The sequence below is a fragment of the Chryseobacterium sp. BGARF1 genome (assembly GCF_001677955.1).
Classification (GTDB): domain Bacteria; phylum Bacteroidota; class Bacteroidia; order Flavobacteriales; family Weeksellaceae; genus Chryseobacterium.
Genome location: NZ_LELA01000125.1, coordinates 1 through 858, shown reverse-complemented (window position 1 = coordinate 858; position 858 = coordinate 1). Strand labels below are relative to the sequence as shown.

The 858-nt window shown below is 31.8% G+C and carries 1 protein-coding gene and 1 pseudogene; both read left to right on the top strand.

Annotated elements, in window-relative coordinates; all coding sequences use genetic code 11:
• Positions 1 to 215 (top strand): annotated as a pseudogene (locus AB671_RS22830) (DUF1275 domain-containing protein); the annotation flags it as partial.
• Positions 188 to 718, top strand: coding sequence for a YoaK family protein (locus tag AB671_RS19915; protein WP_228391010.1), 531 nt, complete (start codon positions 188 to 190; stop codon positions 716 to 718). The pseudogene AB671_RS22830 and the gene AB671_RS19915, both read left to right, overlap by 28 nt.
• Positions 719 to 858 lie beyond the last annotated feature (140 nt).

Genomic DNA, 858 nt, shown 5'->3' with positions numbered 1-858 from the left:
TTAGACACAAAGGGAAAGGAAGAACATATTCCCATAATTTGAAACTGGCTTCTATTTTATCTGGTGTTGCAGGATTAGTGAATATTACTGGAGTTCTGTCCGTTAACAACCTTACAACAAATGTAACGGGACACTTTGCTTTTTTTTCCGAACAACTATTTTTAAGAAATTATAAAATGGCATTTATTTGCTATACATTTTATTTTTTTTATTAGGTGCTTTTATTTCAGGACTGCTAATTGAATGGACTGCAAAGTACAACCCCAATAGCTCATATATAATTCCTTTATCTATTGAAATTGTTCTAATGCTTCTCATCGGTTTCTCACCTGAATTATTTCCAGTTCGTTCCTCTGCTCCGTTGGTAATTTCTTCCATGCTACTTTTTGCCATGGGATTGCAAAACGCTCTCGTTACTCGTGTTTCACAGTCTGTAGTAAGAACAACTCATCTAACAGGACTGTTTACAGATCTTGGAATTGAGCTATCACTGCTGTTTTTTCAAAAGCAAAAAGAAAAGAGAACACAAATAAATAAAAATATATTTTTAAAAATAATGATCATCATTTGTTTCTTTTCGGGAGGGATTATTGGGGCACTCACCTATCAGCATTTTCAATTAAAAACACTTCTTATCCCAGCCTGTTTACTATTATTCGCCTTGTGGTATGACGGATTATTAGCTAAATATTATCATATAAAAAGAAAACTGAGATAATGATGTTACTTTAAAAATCTTCAAATATGGACGAACTTATTACAAAACTTGTAAAGATTAATCATGGATTTAAACCTTTCGAAGAGGAAGCAGTAAAAATAATAGATTCACATTCAATGATAGATTCTAAAAATATTGCT